Here is a 3,506-nt window from a genome sequence, read left to right as displayed (position 1 = left end):
GGGAAAGGCCATCGAGTGGCGGTAGTCGTGAGCGGCATTGTGGACGGCATCGAGATGCGAGAAGCCGACAAAGCCGACGACGAAAATGCCGAGCAACGCGGCCATGGCCAGCTGCATGAAGCGCGACTGCGAGGAGACGGAGGTGCCGAGGGAGACGGAAGCGGTCGTCATGTCTTGTCCTTTCGCCCTCCACCCGAGGGCATAGAATTCAACGTTTCTGTCGCCGGCAGGTCTCCTGGCTCGCGGATCAGCGCCCTTCCCCACCTTCCCGAGGAATTTCCTCAGTGGTCTTGGAGAGGACTACCGCACACAGTTGCGGGGGCAGCCACGGCATTGGACGAATTCGCCCTCACCGCATTCCCTCTTGGCTCCAAAAACGGAACCGACGACGGCAGGACTATAGGCAGAATCGTCGCGCCCGGCAAACCAAATTCCGGCGGCCACCAGCGCAAATGCGCCGCCGGGCCTAGCTGTCCGACGCGGCAATTCGTTCAGCAACCAGATGCTGCAGCCGCCACAGATGGCTGTCATGGATGCCGCGCTGCTCCAGGTTCTTCACCGTGTTGTAAAGATAGTCTGCGCCCGATCCCCAGTGCCCGCAGGACGTCGCCAGCCTTTCGACCACCTCTTTTTCCTCAAGCGGGCCGGCATAGGTTGTGCCCTTGCGGTTGATGACGAAGGCCAGCGCCCGCAACGTGCCACCATCGCTCGAAAGGTTGAGCAGGCGCGGATGGTAGCTGGTCGGCTTCAGCGTCACCTCGCGCCGCAAGACCTTGTCGAGCTGCTGGCGCCGGTCGGCATCGCCAAGCCTGAAGGCGACGCCCTTGCACTGCCCGCCCCGGTCCAGCGCCATCATCAGGCCAGGCTGCTCCCTGGTGCCGCGCCAGCGCGTCATCTTCATGCAGAAGGATCTGTGCCAGCCGCGCGCGACCGCTACCCGCTCTTCGACATGGTCGATCTCGGGCTTCCAGATCAGCGACCCGTAGCCGAACAGCCAGAGCGGCTCGCTGCCAGGCAGCTCAGCCTCCAGCGTGTCCAGCATCGCATCATAGTCGGCATCGTCCAGATGCATCGCGTTGGGATCAGGCCCGCTGTCCTCGACGACGCGAAAGCAGCGCGCGACCAGCTCCTCGGTGAGCGACATTGTCCTTGGCGGCATGAACTGTCCCTGGGCACCCGACTTGTGAAGCGCCGACCTTAGGGGCGGCGATTGCGTGCCACAATGGCCACGGCGCGAGCGATTGACAAACATCCTGCCCGGGTGTCGGCTGGACCATTCAGGGAGCCGCCTATGCAGCCCAAACCGAGCGACGACCTCTACACCGGCCTGACCAGGCTTGCGCCGACGCTGCCGTCGTCGGCCTATTGGGATGCCGGGGCCCACGGTCGTGACCTCGACGCGATCTGGTACAAAAGCTGGCTGCTGGTCTGCCGTGAGGCCGATCTTGCCCAGCCGCTGGCTTTCAGGACATTCCGCGTCGGCACGCAGGAGATCGTGGTGCTGCGCGACGAGGCCGGCGAATTGCGCGCCTTCCACAACACCTGCCGGCATCGCGGCTCGCAGCTTTGCCAGGAGAGCGAGGGAAGGCTGAAGGCCAGGCTGCTGACCTGCCCCTACCACGCCTGGTCCTATTCGCTGCGCGGCGATCTCGTGCGCGTGCCGTCGAAGTCGCTGCCCGAAGGCTTCGACAAGGCAGACTACCCGCTCTATGGCGTGGCGCTGTCGGTGTGGCGCGGCTTCGTCTTCATCAACCTCGCCGAAGATGCCGCCGGCTCGGCGGAAGCTTCGTTCGACAGAGCTTCCGGCAATCTCGCCAACTGGCCGCTGGAGACGCTGGTCACCGGCCATGCGCTGCGCAAGGTCATGAACTGCAACTGGAAGATCTTCTGGGAGAATTTCAACGAGTGCCTGCATTGCCCTGGCGTCCACAAGGACCTGTCGCGGCTGGTGCCGATGTATGGCCGTGGCCTGATGACGAGGCACGACGATCCAGAATGGGCGCGCCACGCCGACAATGACGCGCCGGAATATTCCGGCGGCCTCCGAGCCGGCGCCGAGACCTGGTCGCGCGACGGCCGCGCGCACGGCCCGGTGTTTGCCGGCCTGACGCCGGCCGAATGCGCCGCCGGCCAGACCTACGCCACAAGCCTGCCGTCGATGTTCATCGTCGGCCATGTCGACTATGTGCGCACCGTGCGGCTTGTGCCGCTCGGCCCCGAGCAGACGGAACTGTCAACCGAATGGCTGTTCCCGGCCGAAGCGCTCGCCTCGCCGGAAGCCGACATCGACAACATCGTCGCCTTTGGCAGGCAGGTGCTGGAAGAGGACGCGGCGATCTGCGAGGTCAACCAGAAGGGCCTGCGTTCGATGCGCCACGAGGCCGGTGTGCTGATGCCGGAGGAGTACGACCTGCACCGTTTCCACGAATGGGTGCGCGCGCGGCATCAGGCATTTTCGCCCAAACCCTAGAGCGACTTCGGCAGATGCCGCCAGGTGACAAAGCCACGGCCGCCGCCGGCAGCCCGCGCGCGTGGCGAACGCTGAACCCAGGCTCACGGCCGGCCCTCGAACCGCTCGAAAGAAAACGGCGGGCAGCTTGATACCAGGCGACAGAGGTCCCGCCTTCTTTTGTCTGGCTGAACCATGATAGTCGTTTGGTATCACTGAATCGGAATGCGAGACACGATGAGCCTTCAATCGCCGGCCGAACCTGTTCAGGACACGCCGAAGCAAGGACGCATCGTCGCCATCGACATCGTGCGCGGCTTGGCCCTGCTGGCCATGGCGAGCTACCATTTCACCTGGGACCTCGAGAATTTCGGCTATGCCGATCCCGGCCTCACCGCCTTCGGCTGGTGGAAGATCTACGCGCGCTGCATCGCCTCGACCTTCCTGTTCCTGGTCGGCGTCAGCCTGTTCCTCGCCCATGGAAGGCAGATCCGTTGGCCGGGCTTCTGGAAGCGCTTTGCCATGGTCGCCGTGGCGGCGCTGGCCATTTCGTTGATCACTCGCATCGCCACGCCGGATGGCTTCATCTTCTTCGGCATATTGCACGAGATCGCGCTCGCATCCCTGCTCGGCCTCGCCTTCCTGCGATTGCCCTCGCTGCTGACCATCGCCGTCGCGGCGCTTGTGATCGCCGCCCCGCTCTATCTGCGCTCGGAAGCCTTCGACCATCCGGCGCTGTGGTGGGTCGGCCTGTCGGCGACCAACCCGCGCTCCAACGACTATGTGCCGCTCTTCCCATGGTTCGGCGCCGTGCTGTTGGGCATTGCCGCGGCGAAACTCGCTTCCACCTGCGGCCTGCTTGCCAGGCTGGCGAAATTGGCGCCCGGCCGCTGGTCGAACCCGCTGGTCTTCATCGGCCGCCACAGCCTCGCCTTCTATCTGATCCATCAGCCACTGCTGTTCGGTTCGGTCTGGCTGTTTTCGCAGGTGATGCCGGCGGCGCCGCTGGACCAGGACGCCAGCTTCCTCAAATCCTGCCAGATATCCTGTGAACAGC

General features: G+C 64.6%; 4 protein-coding genes and 1 riboswitch. Of the genes, 2 read left to right on the top strand and 2 right to left on the bottom strand.

The window, feature by feature from the left end; genetic code table 11:
* Positions 1 to 171: CbtB-domain containing protein (locus EOA33_RS28605; protein ID WP_127407166.1), on the bottom strand; the 171-nt coding region annotated here is incomplete at its 3' end.
* 36 nt (positions 172 to 207) lie between these two features.
* Positions 208 to 402, bottom strand: a riboswitch (cobalamin riboswitch).
* A 64-nt stretch (positions 403 to 466) separates the two neighbouring features.
* Entirely contained in the window at positions 467 to 1,159 is a 693-nt protein-coding gene (locus EOA33_RS28600) for a gamma-glutamylcyclotransferase (protein ID WP_126054051.1), read from the bottom strand.
* A gap of 132 nt (positions 1,160 to 1,291) precedes the next feature.
* On the opposite strand from EOA33_RS28600, the gene EOA33_RS28595 reads away from it, so the two are divergent.
* Both EOA33_RS28595 and EOA33_RS28590 read left to right on the top strand, forming a co-directional pair.
* Positions 1,292 to 2,470 carry an aromatic ring-hydroxylating dioxygenase subunit alpha gene (locus tag EOA33_RS28595; protein ID WP_127407165.1) on the top strand — a complete coding sequence of 393 codons (1,179 nt, stop codon included), beginning with the start codon at positions 1,292 to 1,294 and terminating at the stop codon, positions 2,468 to 2,470.
* Positions 2,471 to 2,686: 216 nt separating this feature from the next.
* Positions 2,687 to 3,506: DUF1624 domain-containing protein (locus tag EOA33_RS28590; RefSeq protein ID WP_145989325.1), on the top strand; the 820-nt coding region annotated here is incomplete at its 3' end.

Source organism: Mesorhizobium sp. M4A.F.Ca.ET.050.02.1.1 (assembly GCF_003997725.1).
Classification (GTDB): domain Bacteria; phylum Pseudomonadota; class Alphaproteobacteria; order Rhizobiales; family Rhizobiaceae; genus Mesorhizobium.
The sequence above is the reverse complement of the archived record's forward strand: the minus strand, read 5'-3'. Positions and strand labels throughout refer to the sequence as shown.

What these genes read in the sequence shown, in the direction of transcription:
- EOA33_RS28600 (WP_126054051.1), bottom strand. Translation starts at nt 1,159, where the DNA reads ATGCCGCCAAGGACAATGTCGCTCACCGAGGAGCTGGTCGCGCGCTGC.
- EOA33_RS28595 (WP_127407165.1), top strand. Translation starts at nt 1,292, where the DNA reads ATGCAGCCCAAACCGAGCGACGACCTCTACACCGGCCTGACCAGGCTT.